This is a genomic window from Mesorhizobium sp. P2_B5 (assembly GCF_056404775.1).
On sequence record NZ_JBFUDJ010000002.1, the window covers coordinates 192,955 to 211,455 of the forward strand.

Annotated in this window: 21 protein-coding genes; 13 read left to right on the forward strand and 8 right to left on the reverse strand. The window is 62.6% G+C overall.

What is annotated here, in order from left to right; translation table 11 throughout:
* The 5 genes from AC1D1N_RS07455 to AC1D1N_RS07475 all read right to left on the reverse strand — a co-directional run bounded on the left by AC1D1N_RS07455 (position 1) and on the right by AC1D1N_RS07475 (position 5,071).
* Positions 1–561 (reverse strand): RNA polymerase sigma factor, encoded by a 561-nt coding sequence (locus AC1D1N_RS07455; protein WP_477347578.1) that lies wholly within the window; start codon positions 559–561, stop codon positions 1–3.
* A 79-nt stretch (positions 562–640) separates the two neighbouring features.
* Complete coding sequence (locus AC1D1N_RS07460; RefSeq protein WP_477347580.1) at positions 641–1,819, reverse strand: BaiN/RdsA family NAD(P)/FAD-dependent oxidoreductase; 1,179 nt, start codon at positions 1,817–1,819, stop codon at positions 641–643.
* Between the two features lie 58 nt (positions 1,820–1,877).
* The gene (locus AC1D1N_RS07465) at positions 1,878–2,609 is read right to left on the reverse strand and encodes a dienelactone hydrolase family protein (RefSeq protein WP_477347582.1); all 732 of its coding nucleotides are present in this window, start codon (positions 2,607–2,609) and stop codon (positions 1,878–1,880) included.
* A gap of 114 nt (positions 2,610–2,723) precedes the next feature.
* Entirely contained in the window at positions 2,724–3,407 is a 684-nt protein-coding gene (locus AC1D1N_RS07470) for a hypothetical protein (protein ID WP_477347584.1), read from the reverse strand.
* Between the two features lie 89 nt (positions 3,408–3,496).
* On the reverse strand, positions 3,497–5,071 hold the full coding sequence (locus AC1D1N_RS07475) for a trimethylamine methyltransferase family protein (RefSeq protein WP_352587969.1): 1,575 nt from the start codon (positions 5,069–5,071) through the stop codon (positions 3,497–3,499).
* Positions 5,072–5,331: 260 nt separating this feature from the next.
* Here AC1D1N_RS07475 and AC1D1N_RS07480 point away from each other — a divergent pair, with 260 nt between their 5' ends.
* On the forward strand, positions 5,332–6,030 hold the full coding sequence (locus AC1D1N_RS07480) for a corrinoid protein (protein WP_013531175.1): 699 nt from the start codon (positions 5,332–5,334) through the stop codon (positions 6,028–6,030).
* 89 nt (positions 6,031–6,119) lie between these two features.
* Here the strand turns inward: AC1D1N_RS07480 and AC1D1N_RS07485 are convergent, their stop codons facing one another.
* Positions 6,120–6,260: an entericidin A/B family lipoprotein gene (locus AC1D1N_RS07485; RefSeq protein WP_023670401.1), complete on the reverse strand. Its 141-nt coding sequence runs from the start codon at positions 6,258–6,260 to the stop codon at positions 6,120–6,122.
* A 65-nt stretch (positions 6,261–6,325) separates the two neighbouring features.
* Here AC1D1N_RS07485 and AC1D1N_RS07490 point away from each other — a divergent pair, with 65 nt between their 5' ends.
* From AC1D1N_RS07490 to AC1D1N_RS07535, 10 genes are all read left to right on the forward strand, one after another.
* The gene (locus tag AC1D1N_RS07490) at positions 6,326–6,955 is read left to right on the forward strand and encodes a DUF1638 domain-containing protein (protein ID WP_477347586.1); all 630 of its coding nucleotides are present in this window, start codon (positions 6,326–6,328) and stop codon (positions 6,953–6,955) included.
* A 114-nt stretch (positions 6,956–7,069) separates the two neighbouring features.
* Positions 7,070–7,645, forward strand: coding sequence for a DUF4893 domain-containing protein (locus AC1D1N_RS07495; protein WP_477347588.1), 576 nt, complete (start codon positions 7,070–7,072; stop codon positions 7,643–7,645).
* A 112-nt stretch (positions 7,646–7,757) separates the two neighbouring features.
* On the forward strand, positions 7,758–8,540 hold the full coding sequence (locus AC1D1N_RS07500) for a formyl transferase (RefSeq protein WP_477347590.1): 783 nt from the start codon (positions 7,758–7,760) through the stop codon (positions 8,538–8,540).
* 192 nt (positions 8,541–8,732) lie between these two features.
* The gene (locus AC1D1N_RS07505) at positions 8,733–9,035 is read left to right on the forward strand and encodes a virulence factor (protein WP_477347592.1); all 303 of its coding nucleotides are present in this window, start codon (positions 8,733–8,735) and stop codon (positions 9,033–9,035) included.
* Positions 9,028–9,639 (forward strand): methylenetetrahydrofolate reductase C-terminal domain-containing protein, encoded by a 612-nt coding sequence (locus AC1D1N_RS07510; RefSeq protein WP_477347594.1) that lies wholly within the window; start codon positions 9,028–9,030, stop codon positions 9,637–9,639. The genes AC1D1N_RS07505 and AC1D1N_RS07510 overlap by 8 nt, the downstream gene beginning before the upstream one ends.
* The gene (locus AC1D1N_RS07515; protein ID WP_112565255.1) at positions 9,636–10,727 is read left to right on the forward strand and encodes a methylenetetrahydrofolate reductase; all 1,092 of its coding nucleotides are present in this window, start codon (positions 9,636–9,638) and stop codon (positions 10,725–10,727) included. Before AC1D1N_RS07510 ends, AC1D1N_RS07515 begins: the two co-directional genes overlap by 4 nt.
* A gap of 76 nt (positions 10,728–10,803) precedes the next feature.
* Positions 10,804–11,778 (forward strand): methyltetrahydrofolate cobalamin methyltransferase, encoded by a 975-nt coding sequence (locus tag AC1D1N_RS07520; protein ID WP_477347597.1) that lies wholly within the window; start codon positions 10,804–10,806, stop codon positions 11,776–11,778.
* Positions 11,729–13,858 carry an ASKHA domain-containing protein gene (locus AC1D1N_RS07525; protein ID WP_477348821.1) on the forward strand — a complete coding sequence of 710 codons (2,130 nt, stop codon included), beginning with the start codon at positions 11,729–11,731 and terminating at the stop codon, positions 13,856–13,858. The genes AC1D1N_RS07520 and AC1D1N_RS07525 overlap by 50 nt, the downstream gene beginning before the upstream one ends.
* Before the next feature lie 174 nt (positions 13,859–14,032).
* Entirely contained in the window at positions 14,033–14,206 is a 174-nt protein-coding gene (locus AC1D1N_RS07530) for a hypothetical protein (RefSeq protein WP_185970170.1), read from the forward strand.
* Positions 14,207–14,458: 252 nt separating this feature from the next.
* The gene (locus AC1D1N_RS07535; protein WP_477347599.1) at positions 14,459–15,532 is read left to right on the forward strand and encodes an alpha/beta hydrolase; all 1,074 of its coding nucleotides are present in this window, start codon (positions 14,459–14,461) and stop codon (positions 15,530–15,532) included.
* Here the strand turns inward: AC1D1N_RS07535 and AC1D1N_RS07540 are convergent.
* Entirely contained in the window at positions 15,424–16,323 is a 900-nt protein-coding gene (locus AC1D1N_RS07540; RefSeq protein WP_023670389.1) for a LysR substrate-binding domain-containing protein, read from the reverse strand. The genes AC1D1N_RS07535 and AC1D1N_RS07540 overlap by 109 nt on opposite strands.
* A 203-nt stretch (positions 16,324–16,526) precedes the next feature.
* On the opposite strand from AC1D1N_RS07540, the gene AC1D1N_RS07545 reads away from it, so the two are divergent.
* Positions 16,527–16,712: a hypothetical protein gene (locus AC1D1N_RS07545; protein WP_112565246.1), complete on the forward strand. Its 186-nt coding sequence runs from the start codon at positions 16,527–16,529 to the stop codon at positions 16,710–16,712.
* Positions 16,713–16,898: 186 nt separating this feature from the next.
* Here AC1D1N_RS07545 and AC1D1N_RS07550 read toward each other — a convergent pair whose 3' ends face one another.
* The gene (locus AC1D1N_RS07550) at positions 16,899–17,216 is read right to left on the reverse strand and encodes a hypothetical protein (protein WP_436262099.1); all 318 of its coding nucleotides are present in this window, start codon (positions 17,214–17,216) and stop codon (positions 16,899–16,901) included.
* A gap of 343 nt (positions 17,217–17,559) precedes the next feature.
* Here AC1D1N_RS07550 and AC1D1N_RS07555 point away from each other — a divergent pair, with 343 nt between their 5' ends.
* Positions 17,560–18,498 carry a GlxA family transcriptional regulator gene (locus AC1D1N_RS07555; RefSeq protein WP_352560327.1) on the forward strand — a complete coding sequence of 313 codons (939 nt, stop codon included), beginning with the start codon at positions 17,560–17,562 and terminating at the stop codon, positions 18,496–18,498.
* The last annotated feature ends 3 nt before the right edge of the window (positions 18,499–18,501 follow it).

Genomic DNA, 18,501 nt, shown 5'->3' on the forward strand with positions numbered 1-18,501 from the left:
TCACACTTCCCCGGCTGAACGCATCAACGTCTTCAGCCGTTTCTTCGCTTCATGGATGTGCCAGGAAACCGTCGTCTCCGAGATTGCCATCGTCTCGGCGGCGGCCGCATGGCTCAAACCTTCGCCATAGACCAGAAGTACTGCATCGCGCTGCTTGTCCGGCAATTGCCGCACCGCTGCCCAGAGCGCCTCAGTCGGATCTTCGGGCTCGGCGGACGCCTCTCGCGATATCATGCTGTAGGCGCCGTAGGCCTCGGTCTTGACGTTTTCGCGCGTGGTCTTGCGCATCATGTCGCGCGCCGCATTCATCGTCACGGAATAAAGCCATGTCGTGAACGCGCCGCCGCCGCGATAGTCGCGAATGGCCTTGCCGAGCCGGACGCAAACTTCCTGGGCAATGTCTTCGGCATCGGCCTTTTTTCCGCACCAGCGATAGGCGGCGCGATAGACGAAGTCGTAGTGCCGCTCCAGCAATTTGCCGAAGGCACCCCTGTCTCCGCCCTTCGCCCGCCCGATCAACTCGGCGTCGGAGGCTTCGCTTTCATCCAGCATCATCGCCATCATTTGCCTGTTGGACGAAGGCTAATGGCCAATCCTTGGGGTTATGGAAAGATTTTTTTCAGGCAGGCGCTTTTTGAAACTAGACGGCTTGTCCTGCCACCCAACCGGACGACCACGCCCACTGGAAATTGTAGCCGCCAAGCCAGCCCGTGACATCGACGACTTCGCCGATGAAAAACAGTCCCGGCACGGATTTCGCCTGCATCGTCTTCTGGTCGAGCCCGTTGGTGTCGACGCCGCCAAGCGTCACTTCGGCGGTGCGATAGCCCTCCGAGCCGGCCGGCTTGATGCGCCAGTCGTTGACGGCGGCGTCGACAGTTTTCATCTGACCATCCGTCAAATCAGCGAGATTGCCGTCAATCCCGGTGCGCTCGGCGACCGCTTGTGCCAGGCGCTTCGGCAGATGGTTTGCCAGCACCGTCTGCACCGCTTGCCTGCCATTGACGCGCCGGGCGGCGCGAAGCAGTTCGGCCACATCCATTCCAGGCAGCATGGCGATGCGGATCTCATCGCCCTCGCGCCAATAGGACGATATCTGCAGAATGGACGGCCCGCTCAAGCCGCGATGCGTGAACAGCATCGCCTCCGAAAACCGTGTCTTGCCACAGCCGACTTCAGCATCGACGGCATTGCCGGCCAGGGGCGCCAGCCGCTCGAGCGTTCTTGCGTCGAAGGTGAGCGGCACCAGCGCCGGCCGCGTCTCCACCACGGCCAGGCCGAATTGCGTCGCAAGCTCGTAGCCAAACCCCGTCGCGCCCATCTTGGGGATCGACTTGCCGCCACAAGCCACGACCAGCGATTGGCAGGCGACGGTGCCGCTGGAGAGGCTCAGGGTAAACCCTTCCGCGGTCCGGCTGACATCCCTCACCTCGGTCGACACCGCTAGTTCCGCACCCCGATCCTGCATTTCGGAAACCAGCATGTCGATGATCTGGCGCGCAGAGCCATCGCAAAACAGCTGCCCCAGCGTCTTCTCGTGATAGGCGATGCCATGGCGTTCCACGAGTGCGATGAAGTCGCGCTGCGTGTAGCGGCTGAGCGCCGAGATGCAGAAATGCGGATTGCCCGAGAGAAAATTCTTCGGGCTGGTATGGATGTTGGTGAAATTGCAGCGCCCACCGCCCGAGATGCGGATCTTCTCGCCGGGCTTTGCCGCGTGATCGAGCACCAGAACCGAGCGGCCGCGCTTGCCTGCCTCGATGGCGCACATCATCCCGGCCGCACCGGCGCCAATCACCACGACATCATAAGATTGCATCAGGCTGTTCGTTCCCGCACGACTGGCGCCGCTCTAGCAGGCCATCAACGGGAAGAAGTCAAGCCAGCGTTTCGGCAAAGAATGCCAGCAGCCGCTTCCAGTGGCGCTCGGCGCCGGCTTCGTCATAGGAGCCGTGGTCCGATATGCACCAGCCATGGCCGGAGCCGACATAATTCTCGATGACGTGGTCGACCTCGGCGACCCTGAGCGCTTCCGCCAGCCGCGCCGACTGCTCCGGCGGAAAGCTGCGGTCGACGCCGGCGGTGCCGACATAGACACGCGCCCTGATCGAGGCCGCCTTGCGGTGCGGGCTGTCGGGAGCCTCGCTCGCCAGATTGCCGCCATGGAAGCTCGCCGCGGCAGCGATCCGATCGGGATAGGTCGCCGCAGCATTCAGCGCCCGGCCGCCGCCCATGCAATAGCCGACGACGCCAACCGGCCCGGTGATGCCTTCAGAAGCCAGCGCGTCGAGAAAGGCGCCGCTGTCGCGGATGGTCATGTCCTGCGTCGTGCCGGTGACCAGCGCCATCAGCGCCACCTTCGTCTCCTCCACGGCAAAAGCCGTCTTGGCGTCGAACGGACCGTAGGGAGCATTGCGGTAGAACAGGTCCGGCACCAGCACGGCATAGCCATGACCGGCGAGCCGCTCAGCCATCGCATCCAGCACACGGCGCGGCCCGAAGGCGTCCATATAGAGGATCGCGCCGGCCTTGGCCGAGCTGGCTGGGCGAAACAGCCCTGCTTTTGCCAAGCCGTCCTTGGTCTTGATCTCGATATCCTGCTTGGCCATGGCCCGCTCCATTTGAGTGTCGCGCGATACATATCCGTGACGGACGGCTGGGCAAGTCAATCGAAGGCCCGCCGCGTTCACAAATCCGTATCGCCCGGCCGCTGGAACGGAAACTCAGCGCGCGAATGCCGCCATGTGAAAGGCCTGTACGTCAGGGGGATAGCGATAGGCCGTGCCATAGGGACAGGCGTTGCGATCGAGGCAGCCGCCGGTCCGGCAAGGCGAGCCGTTCGCTCCGCGAACATGCGCGAGGCACGACTGATAGGCAAACCCTTCAGTCGAATAGGCGTCGACCGGACAGGATTTCATGCAGGGTTTTTCGACACATGTGTCGCAAAGGTGAATCGATGCCTGAGACGCCTCGACCCCAATCTCGTCCTCGAAAAGCAAAGCGCCGCGATAGGCGTGCCAAAGCCCGTACTTCGGATGCATGAGAATGCCGAGCGGCGACGGTTTCAGCCCCTCCGCCTGCATCGCCCATTGCTGGAACGGCAGATACGGCCTGTCGGATGGCGAAACCGCCCGTGCGCCGAATGTTTCCGCCACCGCACCGATCACCTGGCGTGACCAGGTGTCGAGCGGATTGGCAATGGCTGGCGGTTGCCGTTCGCGCCAACGCAGGAAATGCGGCCACGGCTCGGCACCCGCCTGCCCGACCAAAATGGCTGATTTGGCGGAAGCACCCGACAGGCCAGAGGGTGCCTCCTCGCCTTCGGCGAATGTGACGCAGCCGCGTAGGATGAGGCCGTTGGCGGAAAGCGCGGCCGCTATCTCGTCAGCGGTGCCGCGCACAATCATCCCTTTTGGTCCGGGTCAGAGAAAGCGCTCCGCCAGACTTCCTTGTGGATGATGTTGGCGACTTTAGCCCCGCCTGACTCGGGCTCCTTTCAAGTGAAGGCGTCAGCCATCGACGCCTTCTTCGTCGCGATGTAGTCCTTCAACCCGTCGTCGATGCCCGGATCGAGATAAGGCGCCTCGTAGCTTTCCAGCCAGCGGCGGGCGAGCTCGTTGGCGCGTTGCGGCGCGGTCTTTTCGCCCTCGGCCAGCCACTGCTCGTAGGAATTGTTGTCGGCGATGCTGGAACGGTAGAAGGCGGTCTGGAAATTCGCCTGCGTGTGGTCGCAGCCGAGATAGTGGCTGCCCGGGCCGACCTGGCGGATGGCATCCATCGCCTGGCCATTTTCCGACAGGTCGACACCCTCGGCGAACTTCTGCTGCATGCCGAGCTGGTCGATGTCCATCATGAATTTTTCGTAGCAGGACGCCAGTCCGCCTTCGAGCCAGCCGGCCGAATGCAGCACGAAATTGGTGCCGGCCAGGATGGTCGAGTTCAGCGTGTTGGCGCTTTCATAGGCGGCTTGTGCGTCCGGAACCTTGGACGCGCAGAGCGAGCCACCGGTGCGGAACGGCAGGCCAAGGCGGCGCGCCAGCTGTGCGGCGCCATAGGAGACCAGCGACGGCTCCGGCGTGCCGAAGGTCGGCGCACCCGACTGCATCGAGATCGACGAGGCGAAGGTGCCGAACAGCACCGGCGCGCCGGGCCGGATCAGCTGCGTGAACGAGGCGCCGGCCAGCACTTCGGCCAGAACCTGCGTCAGCGTGCCGGCGACCGTCACCGGGCTCATCGCGCCGGCGAGAATGAACGGCGTGACGATGCAGGCCTGGTTGTGGCGCGAATAGACTTTCAGCGCACCCAGCATGGTTTCGTCGAACACCATCGGCGAGTTGGCGTTGATCAGGCTGGTCAGCACGGTGTTGTTTTCGACGAAATCATCGCCGAACACGATCTTGGCCATGGCGACCGTGTCTTCGGCCCGCTCCGGCGCCGTCACCGACCCCATGAACGGCTTGTCGGAATACTTTATGTGCGAATAGACCATGTCGAGATGGCGCTTGTTGACCGGCACGTCGACCGGCTCGCACACCGTGCCGCCCGAATGGTGGATGGATGGCGCCATGTAGGCGAGCTTCACGAAATTCTGGAAATCCTCGATCGTTGCGTAGCGCCTGACACCGTCGAGATCGCGCACGAAGGGCGGGCCGTAGACGGGCGCGAAGACGGTGGCGTTGCCGCCGATCTGCACCGAACGCTCGGCATTGCGCGCATGCTGGGTGTAGATGGGCGGCGCGGTCTTGAGCAGCGAACGGCAGAGACCCTTGGGAAAATGCACGCGCTCGCCCTTGACGTCGGCGCCGGCCTCTTTCCACAGCTGCAGCGCTTCGGCGTCGTCGCGAAAGATGATGCCGATCTCTTCCAGCACCGTATCGGTGTTGTTTTCGATAATCGCCAGGCCTTCCTCGTTGAGGACCTCATAGATGTTGATCTTGCGCTTGATGTAGGTGAGCTGCGTGCCCGGTCCGCCGCCGGAGCGCGCCGCGCGCCTTGCCGCCGCGCCGCCGCTGGCCGCACGCCCGCGTCGCGCATTGGACGCTTCCTGGTCGACTGACGCGTTCTCACTCATGATCGTTTTCCCTAAAAACCGTTTGCGGCCGCATATCGCAGCTTCTCGCCCGGATCGTAGCCATGCACCCTATTCGAAACGGCCCGCCAGCGCCAACGCCTGTCGCAAAATCGACAAGAATTCCAATAGATTTGCGGTCGCTTTCCTTTTGCGGGAAGTCGCAAATCAGCTATGGATACCTGCCCCCGCCGGGTTAGGTATTGACGCGATAAATTTGAGCCGCCGCGATCTCATCCCGCGCGGCAAGGAGCCTGAGAAAAATGTCCGACGACGAGATCATCCTCTCCGAGCTTTCCGACGACGAGTTGGTGCAGCAGATGCACGACGATCTCTATGACGGGCTGAAGGAAGAGATCGAGGAAGGCACCAACATCCTGCTCGAGCGCGGCTGGGCGCCCTACAAGGTGCTGACCGAGGCGCTGGTCGAAGGCATGCGCATCGTCGGCGAGGACTTTCGCGACGGCATCCTGTTCGTTCCCGAAGTGCTGCTGTCTGCCAACGCCATGAAGGCAGGCATGTTCATCCTGCGCCCGCTGCTCGCCGCCACCGGCGCACCCAAGCAGGGCAAGATGGTCATCGGCACCGTCAAGGGCGACATCCACGACATCGGCAAGAACCTCGTCGGCATGATGATGGAAGGCGCTGGCTTCGACGTCATAGACCTCGGCATCAACAATGCGGTCGAGAAATACCTCGACGCCATCGAGCAGCATCAGCCCGACATCATCGGCATGTCGGCGCTTTTGACCACGACCATGCCCTATATGAAGGTCGTCATCGACACGATGAAGGAAAAGGGCATTCGCGACGACTATGTCGTGCTGGTCGGCGGTGCGCCGCTCAACGAGGAATTCGGCAAGGCCGTCGGCGCCGACGCCTATTGCCGCGACGCGGCGGTGGCGGTCGAGACCGCCAAGGACTTCATGAAGCGCAAGCACAACGTGCGCGCTTCAGCCTGATCTTGTCAGCAAGGTGTCTGGCCGACAATCGAAAGCCGCGCCTTGCAGCGCGGCTTTTTTGTTCCCAGCTATTGGAACGGATAGCGGCGTCAGGGTTTGGTGACGGTGTCGTCGACGGCTTTCGCGGTCGATTTGATATCCCGGCCGACACCGCGGACGGTGTTGGCGCAGGCTGTAAGAGCCAGGACGCAAGCAAGGATTGCGATCGGCGCAACGCGTAACAGTTTCATGGACGGTTTATCCCTCTCTCGATAGATTCGCCCCACAGCAACGAAGGCCGCTTAGACCGGGTTCCATGGCCAGGAAACAAAAAACGAAACCGAATCAAGACGACAGGCTGCTGGTCATCGCCTGCGGAATGATTGCGCGCGAAGTTTTGGCCGTCAAGGAGCAGCTCAAGCTCGACCATCTCGACCTGACCTGCCTGCCGGCGGAGTTCCATTTCTACCCCGACCGCATCGCCCCGGCGATGGACAAGGCAATCGAAAAGGCCAAGACGGAAGGCTATGAGCATATCTTCGTCGGCTATGCCGATTGCGGCACCGGCGGCCTGCTCGACCGGGTACTGGAGAAGCACGGTGTCGAGCGCATGGCCGGCCCGCACTGCTTTGCCTTCTATCAGGGCATGGATGCCTACGCGAAGGTCGCCGACGACGACATGATGTCGTTCTACATGACCGACTTCCTATGCCGCCAGTTCGACGCCTTCTTCATGAAGCCGCTCGGCCTCGACAAGCATCCGGAGTTGATCAAGGACTATTTCGGCAATTACCAGAAGCTGATCTACATCGCCCAGACCGACGATCCCGAACTCGACAAGGTTGCCGAGAAGGCTGCGAAACTGCTCGGCCTCGTCTATGAGCGCCGCGCGACCGGCTATGGTGATCTGACAGGCGAACTCGCGCGGGTGGCCGCACACGTCTGAAGCAATTCTCGAGCAGAAACGCTTTCAAGCACGGATGACAGGCCGCTGCGAACGGATAAGTTGTGCGCTAAGCAACCAGGCTGATTCAGCCATTTGAAACATGGAAAGCCCCCGATGACCCCTCGCCTGCTGATCGCCGCCCTTGGCTTCCTTTGCTTTGCCCTGCCCGCTTATGCCGACGGCGAGGTGCAGAAGTTGATCACGCCAGCCGACAAGGCACGGCTCGACAAATATGGCGAGACCCGCAAGGCGGCCCTCGACGAGGCGAAGGCCGGCGACCCGGCCGAGGTTAGTGAGCTCAACGCCTTGCTGGCCAAGCCGCTGGTCGCCTTTTCCGACAAGGATCTGACCGGCAACTGGCAATGCCGCACCATCAAGGTCGGCGGCATCAGCCCGCTGGTCATCTATGGCTGGTTCAAATGCAAGGTCAGTGATGATGGCTCCGGCTGGCGGCTGGAAAAGATCAGCGGCTCGCAGCGCACCACGGGCCGTTTCTTCGATGATGGCGAAAAGCGCGCCATCTATCTCGGTTCCGGTTATGTCAATGACAACAAACCAAAGCGCTATGGCAGCGGCCCGGAAAGCGACCAGGTCGGCTACGCCTTCCGCAACAGCGCCAATGCATGGCGCATCGAATTCCCGGCGCCTTATTACGAATCGCATCTCGACATCATGGAATTGAAGCGCTGATCCCGCTGGCCTCTCACCGGCCGGGCGGTCATCAAGATTTAACCCCGCCTGGCACAGAATTGAGCCAGGCAGCGCACGGGAAGACGGTTGCGCGCCGGCAAGAAGGCGCGCCATGGCTTCAGCGATTGGGAAAAGCACTGCGATCGTTGTCGTCACCGAAGGCGGCCCGCACATCTGGGCCATCGTCAACGCCATCGCCGACCGTCTAGGCCCTGTCAGCGTCATCCTGGAAAACCCTGAATCCAAAAAGCAATTGCTGCTCGGCCGCGCCCGCCGCCAGGGCTGGTTTTCTGCCATCGGCCAGCTCGGTACGATGGTGCTGACCAGGCTGGGCAAACGCTTCTTTGCCGGCCATGCGGCGCAGCTGATTGCCGGGCAGAAATTGCAGATCGAGCCGAAGCCTGGACAAAAGATCTTCCACGTGTCTTCGGCCAACGCGCCCGACTGCCTGCAGGCGATCGCCGACATCCGGCCGGGTGTGGTGTTGCTTGCCGGTTGCCGGCTCTTGTCCCGGCAGACGCTGGCGCAAATGCCGTGCCCGGTGCTCAACTACCACGCCGGCGTCGCCCCGAAATATCGCGGCATGAATGGCGGCTACTGGGCGCTGGCTTCCGGCGATACGGCAAATTTCGGCACCACGGTTCATCTGGTCGATGCCGGCGTGGACACAGGCGGCGTACTGAAACAGGCGCGCGGCAAGCCCGAGCCCGGCGACACCATCTCAAGCTATGCGCTGCGCCAGGCGGCCTTCTCACGCGACATCTGTGTTGAGGCGGTCCGCGATGCGCTGGATGGCAAACTGGCGACCATCAAGCCGGATCTGCCGTCCAAACAATGGTACCACCCGACGATCTGGTTCTATCTCTGGACCGGCCTTACCAGGCGGGTCTGGTAGCCGGCAATTCCTCGAAATCTCGCCTTTCTTTTTGCGACTCCCAATAGCGTCGCTTTTGAATGCGCGCGCGTCGTCCCATAACAAGCAGCCCCACTGCGCATCCGGCAATGCTCGCACCTGCTGAATAGAGTGGTCGAGCGTCCTTCGTGCGTCCAAGCGGATGCACTGCGCTCGGCAGGGAGTGAGAATTTCATGGCCGATCTGATCGTCGTCTACTGGCGCGACATACCCGCCCAGGTGATCGTCAAGAAGGGCCGGCAGAACGCCAAGCGCGAACTGCCGCTGCGTTTCACCGAGGCGATCGATATGTGCGCCATGCGCACCGGCGCCGGCGGCACCGATGATTATCTCGCCGAATGGCGCAAGGCCGAACCGGTCGCGGTCGGCGACGATCTTGAAGCCGAGGTCGAGAAGGCATTCAACGACATCGACGCGAAATATGACCGCGAGCGGCTGGTCGCTCTGGTCAAGGCGGGCGGGAAAGAACATGTCTGAAACCACTCCTGCCAAAGAAGGCCCGGCGGTTACCCAGGCCACCCTGGTCAAGAAGGCAGCGCCGAAATCCGACTACAAGCCGGCCGATGTGTCGCCGCAGCGGCGCGTGCAGCGCTCGTTTGCGGTCAGGCTGTGGTCGATCCGGCATTCGCGCCTGCTCGAATGGTTCTACTCCAGATTCGCCGACATGTTCCTGCTTCTCCACCCTTTGTGGAAAGGCATTGGCTACGGGCGGGTCGAGGCCCCGATCAAGTTTGTCGAAAAACGCGTCAAAGGCTTCATGTTCGACTGCCGCATGTGCGGCCAGTGCGTGTTGTCCTCGACCGGCATGTCGTGCCCGATGAACTGCCCGAAGCAGTTGCGCAACGGCCCCTGCGGCGGCGTGCGCGCCAATGGCAATTGCGAGGTCGAGCCCGACATGCCTTGCGTCTGGGTCAAGGCCTGGGAAGGCTCCAAGAACATGGTGCATGGCGACAAGATCCTCGACGTGCAAAAGCCCGTCGACCAGTCGCTGCGGGAAACCTCAGCCTGGCTGCGGGTGACGGCGCAGTCGGCAGCAGCCCGCGAAGCCGCGGCCAAGGCCAACACCGGAGCCGCCGCATGATCGCCCGCCAGCGCGACGAGAACCCGGCCGGCATCCATCTGCCGCTCGACCCCCTGCCCGGCCACTCCTCCCGCGGCCGGCTGGAGCGCGTGTTGCGGCGCGGCGAATTCGCCGTCACCACCGAGCTCAACCCACCCGACAGCGCAGATCCCGAAGACGTCTACAACAGGGCGAAAATCTTCGACGGCTGGGTCGACGCCATCAATGCCGTCGATGCCTCCGGCGCCAACTGCCACATGTCGTCGGTCGGCATCTGCGCGCTTTTGACACGCATGGGCTACGCCCCGATCATGCAGATCGCCTGCCGCGACAGGAACCGCATTGCCATCCAGGGCGATGTGCTGGGTGGTGCGGCGATGGGCGTCGCCAACATGCTGTGCCTGACCGGCGACGGTGTGCAGGCAGGCGACCAGCCCGGCGCCAAGCCGGTGTTCGATCTGGATTCCATGTCGCTGCTCGAAACCTGCCGCATCATGCGCGACAACGGCAAGTTCCTGTCCGGCCGCAAGCTGACGACACCGCCGCAGATTTTCCTCGGCGCCGCCGTCAATCCATTCGCGCCGCCCTTCGATTTCCGACCGATCCATCTCGGCAAGAAGATCGCCGCCGGCGCGCAGTTCGTGCAGACGCAGTACTGTTTCGACGTGCCGATGTTCAGAACCTTCATGCAGAAGGCGCGCGATCTCGGCCATACCGAAAAGGTCTTCATCCTGTGCGGCGTCGGCCCGCTGGCCTCGGCCAAGACGGCCAAATGGATCCGCTCCAACGTGCCCGGCATCCATATCCCGGACGCCATCATCAAGCGGCTGGAAGGCGCCCAGGACCAGAAGAAGGAAGGCAAGCAGCTCTGCATCGACATCATCAACGAGGTGAAGGACATCGCCGGCGTCGCCGGCGTCCATGTGATGGCCTATCGCCAGGAGGAATATGTCGCCGAGATCGTCGATGAATCGGGCGTGCTGAAGGGCCGCCAGCCGTGGAAACGCGAGATCCGCCGCGACGACCAGATGGTCGCCGACCGGCTCGACCACATATTGCATGACGAGATTACCGAAACGCAGGTGGACATGGTAAAGACCGCGCACTAAGCCCGGCCGAGCACCAGACCTGGAACGAAACCAGACACGATATAAAGAAGCACTTTATATCAGGCGGAGAGACTTCATGACCCGGACCATCGTCGCCTCGGCGACACGCGAGATCATCATCGGCTTCGACCAGCCCTTCTGCGTGATTGGCGAGCGCATCAACCCGACCGGTCGCAAGAAGCTGGCCGCCGAGATGGTGGCCGGCAATTTCGAGACCGTCATCAAGGATGCGCTGGAACAGGCCGCCTGCGGCGCCACCATGCTTGACGTCAATGCCGGCGTCACCGCTGTCGACCCCAACGCCACCGAGCCGGCGCTGCTGGTGCAGACGCTGGAGATCGTCCAGGGTCTGGTCGACCTGCCGCTGTCGATCGATTCCTCCGTCAGCGCCGCAATCGAAGCCGCATTAAAGGTCGCCAAGGGCCGGCCGCTGGTCAACTCCGTCACCGGCGAGGAAGAAAAGCTCGAAGCCATCCTGCCGCTGGTCAAGAAGTACAATGTGCCGGTCGTCGCCATCTCCAATGACGAGACCGGCATTTCGATGGATCCGGACGTCCGCTTCGCCGTCGCCAAGAAGATCGTGCAGCGCTGCGCCGATTTCGGCATTCCGGCGCATGACGTCGTCGTCGATCCGCTGGTCATGCCGATCGGCGCGCTGGGCGATGCCGGCCGCCAGGTGTTTGCGCTGCTGCGTCGGCTCCGCGAAGAACTCAAGGTCAACACCACTTGCGGCCTGTCCAACATCTCGTTCGGCCTGCCGCACCGCCACGGCATCAACGCCGCCTTCATCCCGATGGTGATCGGCGCCGGCATGACCTCGGCGATCATGAACCCCGTGCGCCCGCAGGAAATGGAAGCCGTGCGCGGCGCCAATGTGCTGAACGGCACCGACGAGAACTGCACCAACTGGATCAGGACCTACAAGGACTACAAGCCGGCCGAAGGCGGCCAGGCGGTTGCCGCGCCGACGGCCGTCAACGCGCCGGGCGATGGCGCTGCCAATGGTGGCCGCCGCCGTGGCGGCCGCGAAGCCCGGATGGGTCGAGGATAAGCGCGCAACCGTGAACTCGCCTGCAAACATTACCGATCCGCTCGTGCTGTTCATGCCGTCAGGCAAGCGCGGGCGGTTTCCCGTTGGCACATCGGTGCTCGACGCCGCGCGCCAGCTCGGCGTCTATGTCGAAAGCGTCTGTGGCGGCCGCGCCACTTGCGGTCGCTGCCAGATCGAGGTGCAGGAAGGCAATTTCGCCAAGCACAAGATCGTCTCTTCCAACGACCACATTTCGCAGAAGGGCGCCAAGGAGGAGCGCTACGAGCGCGTGCGCGGCCTGCCCGAACGGCGCCGCCTGTCCTGCTCGGCACAGATCCTCGGCGACCTCGTCATCGACGTGCCGCAGGACACGGTCATCAACGCGCAGACCATCCGCAAGGACGCCGACACCCGCGTCATCGCCCGCGATGCGGCAATCCGCATGTGTTATGTCGAGATCGAAGAACCCGACATGCACAAGCCGCTCGGCGATCTCGACCGCCTGAAGATCGCCCTGATGAAGGATTGGGGCTTTAAAAACCTCGAATTCGATTTCTACCTGATGCCGCAGGTGCAAGGCATTTTGCGCAAGGGCAACTGGACCGCTACCGCCGCCATCCACAAGGATGCCGAAAGCGACATTGCCCGCGTCATAGCGCTGTGGCCCGGCCTCAAGAACGAGGCCTATGGACTGGCCTGCGACATCGGCTCGACCACCATCGCCATGCATCTGGTGTCGTTGCTGTCGGGCCGCGTCGCCGCGTCGTCCGGCACGTCCAATCCGCAGATCCGCTTCGGCGAGGATCTGATGAGCCGCGTCTCCTATGTGATGATGAACCCGGACGGCCGCGAAGGCATGACGGTCGCCGTGCGCGAGGCGATCTCCGGCCTCGTCGACAAGGTCTGCGCCGAAGGCAATGTCCAGCGCAATGACATCCTGGACAGCGTCTTCGTCGGCAATCCGATCATGCACCACCTGTTCCTCGGCATCGATCCGACCGAGCTCGGCGGCGCGCCCTTCGCGCTCGCCGTCTCGGGCGCGGTGCGCATCAAAGCCTCCGATATCGGCCTGAAGCTCAACCAGGGCGCGCGTCTCTACATGCTGCCTTGCATCGCCGGCCATGTCGGCGCGGATGCTGCCGCCGTGACTTTGTCGGAAGGTCCGCACCGCCAGGATGAAATGATGCTGATCGTCGATGTCGGCACCAATGCCGAGATCGTGCTCGGCAACCGCTCGCGCGTTGTCGCGGCCTCCTCCCCCACCGGTCCGGCCTTTGAGGGCGCTGAAATCTCCGGCGGCCAGCGCGCCGCGCCTGGCGCCATCGAGCGCGTGCGCATTGATCCCGACACGCTGGAGCCGAAATACCGTGTCATCGGTTCGGAACTTTGGTCCGACGAGCCAGGCTTCCTCGACAGCGTCCAAGCCACCGGCGTCACCGGCATTTGCGGCTCCGGCATCATCGAGATCGTCGCCGAAATGTATCTCGCCGGCATCATCTCCGAGGATGGCGTTGTCGACGGGTCGCTGGCCGACCGTTCGCCGCGTGTCACCGCCAATGGCCGCACCTTCTCCTATGTCTTGAAGGAAGGCGAACCCAAGATCACCATCACCCAGACCGACGTGCGCGCCATCCAGCTCGCCAAGGCGGCCCTTTATGCCGGCACCAAGCTGTTGATGGAAAAGCAGAACACCGAGCATGTCGACCGCATCCATTTCGCCGGCGCCTTCGGCTCCTTCATCGACCCGAAATACGCCATGGTGCTTGGCCTGATCCCGGATTGCGACCTCGACAAGGTCTCGGCCGTCGGCAACGCCGCCGGCGCCGGCGCCCGCATGGCGCTGCTCAACCGCGGCTATCGCCGCGAAATCGAGGACACGGTCAGCCATATCGAGAAGATCGAGACCGCGCTGGAACCGAAATTCCAGGAGCATTTCGTCTACGCCATGGCGCTGCCCAACAAGGTCGATCCGTTCCCGAAACTATCGGCGGCGGTAAAGCTGCCACCACGCAAGACCGTCAGCGAGGACGGCGTCGCCGGCGACGCTGCCCCACGCCGGCGTTCGCGCGAAGGCCACGCGGCCAGGCGCAGCCGCGAGTAAGCCGGCCGCCAGTCTTCAATTTCGTTTGTATGCAAATGTTTCCAGATCGCTCCGATCTGGAAACCGAAGCGCTGTTTTCGCGCAATCCACCCGATACAGACGTGAAGCATTTAACGGACACCGAATGGCGGGCCGGACTATTGCGCCGTCACAACGCTTCAAAGGAGAATGAAGATGTCGATGTTCGACAGCCTCGGCCGTTTTCGTGCGGCCATCAAGCATGCCCAGTCCGTGCGGGCCATGAACAGCCTGCCGCCTGAAGTGCAGAAGGACATTGGCTGGCCCGTGTCGCCGCGCATCGACGCCCAGGCCAACCTGACGCGCCTGATCCTGGGTTCGGGCCGCTGATGACCTTCGCCGACAAATGCAAATTGCTGACAAAACGCCGGGGCCGCCGCGTGGTCCCGGCTGCGCCTGACATCAAGCTGCGCGCCGCGCTGCTGCCCCGGCGCTGAGGCCGTTGGCGGGAAAACCGCAAACTCGGTCGATCAAACAACCGTGTTGCGTTGGTCCAAATTCTTGACATTTCGGCTGGAAGCGCGATCTTCGAAATAGTAGGGGAATTCTCTTAGTCGGCTGCTGCCGAGCTTGTGTATTCGAATGCCCAGTTTCAAAAGCCATGTCGTTTCCTTCATCCTCCGGCACAGCCGGAAGAAGGCATTTGCCAGCCCCGAAAACCTGCAGCGCTGGATCGCCTATGCGCGCAAGACCGAGGACCACCATCCTCCGGCATTGCTGCGCGAGCGCCTCCATATCACCGAGTGTAGCGTCGATGGTTTCCCCGTCTACGAGATCGCGCCGAAGGCCGGCGAGCGCCGGCGCATCCTCTACATGCATGGCGGCGCCTACGTCTTCCAGATCACCTCCTATCATTGGGGGCTGATCGCCGAGATGGCCGAGCGGCTGGGTTTCGGCATCACCGTACCTATCTACCCGATCGCGCCCGAGCATGATTTCCACGCCATGTTCGGCATGGTCGGCGAGGTCTACCGGCAGATGCTGGACGAGACGGACGCCGAAAATATCGTTTTCATGGGCGATTCCGCCGGCGGCAACATGGCCGTGGTGCTGACCATGATGGCGGCCGAAGAAGGCCTGTCCTTGCCGTCGCGCCACGTGCTGATTTCACCCGGCCTCGACATGTCGCTGTCCAACCCGGAAGTGTTCGAGGCGGAACGCAACGATCCGTGGCTGGGTATATCAGGCGGGCTGGAAGCGATCCGCATGTACAGCGCCGGCATCGATCGCAGCGACTGGCATATCAGCCCGCTCTACGGCGACCTCTCGGTGCTGCCGCAGACCCTGCTTCTGACCGGCTCACACGACCTGCTCAGCCCCGACAATCTGATCTTCGCCAAAAAGGCGCGCGCTGTCGGCGTCGATATCGACGTCGTCTACGAGGAAGGGATGTTCCACGTCTGGCCGCTGATCGAAATGCCGGAGGCGCGTCGCGCCAGGGACAGCATCGTCACCTTCCTTGAAGGTGAGCCCGCCAGGCGGCGCGCAACTGCGCGGCGCAGAGCGCGAACCGCCTTCGGCGCGCCCTGCCGAGGCAGCGGAATAACTCAGAACTTGCCGGTTTCGCGGAACAGTTCGAAGGTCGCGCGGATATGGTCGGCGACGGCCTTGACCGGCGCGCTGGCGTCCGGCGACACCACCATCGCCAGATTGTAGGTGCCGATATCGGGCATGCCGTCCTTCGGGCAGAGCTCGACCATGTCGTTGCCGAGGAACGACTTCGGCAACGGCGCCACGGCGAGATCGGACATGATGGCGGCGCGCTGGCCGGCCGTATGCGCACTCATATAGGCGATGCGGTAGTTGCGGCCCTCACGGCTCAGCGCATCGAGCGCGCCGGCCCGCCAGGCACAGCCCTCTTCCCACAGCGATACCGGCAAAGGCTCGCGCAGATGCGCGCTGCCGCCCTTGGCGCCGGCCCAGACGATCGGCTCTGTCAGCAGCACCTCGGCGCCAAGCGCGCTGGTCTTGTAGGAATTGGTCAACAGCGTGATGTCGAGCGCCCGGTCGTCCATGCGCCGGCGCAGATTGCTGCTCTGGTCGATGGTGACGTCGACGGCGATCGACGGATGCGATTGCGCGAAGCGCTTCAGCACATGCGGCAGCACGCGCTCACCATAATCGTCCGGCGATCCGAGCCGCACCACGCCGACGATCTCGGGGATGATGAATTTTGACACAACCTCGCGGTTGATTGACAACAGCCGGCGGGCATAGCCGAGCAGCATCTCGCCATCGGTGGTCAGCGTCACCGAGCGCGCATCGCGCGCAAAGACCGAGCGGCCGAGAATGTCCTCGAGCTTCTTGATCTGCATGGAGACCGCCGACGGCGTGCGGAACACCGCATTGGCCGCGGTGGTGAAGCTACCGGTCTCGGCAATGGCCACAAAAGTGCGCAAAACGTCGAGATCGAGCAGCGGCAGCGGGTGATTGAGTGGGGCGTTCATTGGGATCGACCTTCAATTTTTCTGATGTGAAGCATCATTCCATTTCGTTTGATTGAACATCAGATTGGGAGGATAGTCAACTCCATCGAAGGCAGGACGTGCCCCGGATCGAAAAGCTCCTGACACGAAATTGCATTCGATGCGGAATATCCCGGTCACAGAACGCGTTCATGCGGGACGTGCCACAACCAAAGGAGAATGAAATGTCTATCCTGTCATCCATCGGTCAGCTTGCGACCGAGTTCAGCGCGGCCCGCGCCCGCTTCCAGACCGAACGTGCGATCCGCTCGCTGCCGATCGAACTGCAGAAGGATATCGGCTGGCCTGAAGCTGCCGACACCAAGACCGGTGCACGCCACGGCGTCGGATCCTGGGCTGGAGCAAAGTAAACCATTGTGTACCATGTGCTGAAGGCCTGCCGCGCAGAACCAGCCCGGCAGGCCTTCTCTGTTTTAGCCCAGACCTTCTCTGACTTATTTGCACTCAAATGAATTTCAGAGCCATGTCGCCCTTGCATGGCGCATATGAGCAAGCTGCATACCGGCCCAGTTTCCGCATTAACGCCTTGTAAGTAATCACAAATCCAAGGCAATCTGCCCAAAAATGTCGCAATTGATGTCGCTTTTCATATCAAGCGCTTCGCATTTGCGATTTAGTTTCTGCTCACACAAGCCTATATCAGCGCCAGCAAACGAGCTGCCCCACTCCATCAAGCGAAGGCGACCCGTCTGAGCAACCGATAGGAGATGATGATGAAGCTTTTTGCCCGCCTTTTCCCCCGCCGCGAAATGAACCTGACCACCGCTCTCGAGCGCCAGCGCCTTGCCAACACCATGCCCGGCCAGACCGGCGCCATGAACGCGGTGCGCCTTGGCTTCGTCGCCTGAGATCACGACTACCGCGCAGCGCTCCCTGCCGCTGTCGACAGTCGATAACAGCGCCGCTTCGGTTTGACCGAGGCGGCGTTTTTCGTTCTGAAGCCGATGTTGCCGGATAGCGATGCTCGATCCGGCGGCAGCCCGTGCCTGTCATCCCCAAGGATTGCCCATTTGCGACCCATGTCGCAAATTTAGTTGCCGCTTGGCCGCCTAGCCAATTGACAGGAATGGTTTTTCCTGATGTCGCTATGCTGTTCGCGACATCCTGTTCGCGCCATGGCTGCGTGAGGTTCCCTTGAACGCCGTAAAGCATCCGATCAAGCGATCGTTTGTATTCTTCCTCGTCCCCGACTTCACCATGATTGCCTTTGCGACGGCGCTCGACCCGCTGCGCTCGGCCAACCGCATGCTTGGCTATGAGGCCTATCGCTGGCGCCTCGCCAGCATCGACGGCAAGCCGGTGCGCGCCTCCAATGGCGTCGAATGCGCGGTCAACACCTCGCTCGAGGAAGAGCGCAAGAAAATGGCCGGACCGGACCGGCCGAACATGGCCATTGTCTGCAGCGGCGTGAATGTCGAGCGCTACCAGAACAGGTCGGCCTTCGCCTGGCTGCGCGAGGAGTACAACAGAGGCGTCGCCGTCGGCGGCCTGTGCACCGGCGCGCATATCCTTGCCGCCGCCGGCCTGTTGTCCAACAAGCGCTGCGCCATCCACTGGGAAAACCTGCCGGGCTTTTCCGAGGCCTTCCCGAAGGCCAACGTCTTTGCCGACCTCTTCGAAATCGACCAGAACATCTACACCTGCGCCGGCGGCACCGCAGCACTGGACATGATGCTGAAGCTGATCGGCGACGACTTCGACGACAATCTGGTCAACCGTGTCTGCGAGCAGGTGCTGACCGACCGCGTGCGCAGCCCGACCGACCGCCAGCGCCTGCCGCTGCGCGCCCGCCTCGGCGTGCAGAACTCCAAGGTGCTGACCATCATCGAGCTAATGGAAGGCAACCTCTCCGAGCCGCTGTCGCTGATCGAGATCGCCGACCATGTCGACCTGTCGCGCCGCCAGATCGAGCGCCTGTTCCGTACCGAGATGGGCAGGTCCCCTGCCCGCTACTATCTCGAAATCCGCCTCGACCGCGCCCGGCACCTTTTGATCCAGTCGTCGATGCCGGTGGTCGAGGTGGCGGTCGCCTGCGGCTTCGTCTCGGCCTCGCATTTCTCCAAATGCTACCGCGAGCTCTACGCCCGCTCGCCGCAACAGGAGCGCGTCGACCGCAAGCAGCTCTTGGCCGCCTGACCT